The sequence below is a fragment of the Erysipelatoclostridium sp. MSK.23.31 genome (assembly GCF_019125875.1).
Classification (GTDB): domain Bacteria; phylum Bacillota_I; class Bacilli_A; order Erysipelotrichales; family Coprobacillaceae; genus Thomasclavelia; species Thomasclavelia ramosa.
The window spans coordinates 1-855 of record NZ_JAHOCB010000109.1 but is presented as its reverse complement, the minus strand read 5'-3'; the positions used below and the strand labels follow the sequence as shown (position 1 = coordinate 855).

Annotated in this window: 1 protein-coding gene; it reads right to left on the bottom strand. The window is 32.5% G+C overall.

The window, feature by feature from the left end; translation table 11 throughout:
* The coding region (locus KSU54_RS18505; protein ID WP_217749078.1) for a prealbumin-like fold domain-containing protein at positions 1–855 on the bottom strand (855 nt) is incomplete at both ends.

Below are 855 nucleotides of genomic sequence, written 5' to 3'. Positions count from 1 at the left end.
TCCAGTTATAAACTTGTTTACCAGTTTTGACATCTACGATTTCCATTGGAACACCGTAAAGATTGTCCCCATCAGCAGTTACCTTGCTGAAAACTGTTTTTGTTAATTCATTATTTATATTTAATGAAGAAGTGTAAGTTAACGTAACAAAATCCTGTTGTGCAAACTGTACCGTTTTGATTTCTTTATCTAAAACAAAACCATCTGGGCAGGCAATCTCTTCCACACTGTATGTTCCCATTGGCAATCCAGACAAAGATAACTTACCATTTGTATCACATGTATAAATACCGTTTTCTAATTCTGTACCATTCACTAATTTTACGACATCATCATTGCTTCCTTTACCTGAACCAACAGTAATCGCATCTCCTTTAGAATATAATTTTTCTAAAGAAACACTATCATAAATATCTTGGTTTGCAGTAATCTTGAATTGTACTTTTGTTAAATCATAATCAGCTTTATTAGCCTCTACATTAGAAGCTTCTAATGTCTTATTTATCTCTAACGTACCTGTTGGTCTTAATTTATTGACAACGATCTGTTCTGTTGTCTGATCTTTATTAACTGTTACCTGAAACGTCTTTTGAAGAACCGCATGACCACTAGGTACTTTTGTTTCAGTTAATAGATACTCTCCGACTGGTAATCCAGTCATAGATAATTTACCATCCTTTACAACTAGTTTCTTTTCAAAATCAAGTGTAGTATGTTTTAATGAAAATTCTGAACCGTCAATTAATTTTCCAGTATCATTGGTTTTTCTTAATTCAAAATCACCTACATCCATCCACTTAATATTCAAATTTATTGTAACGGGATCTTGAACTGTTGTTAATGTTCCCTCATCTT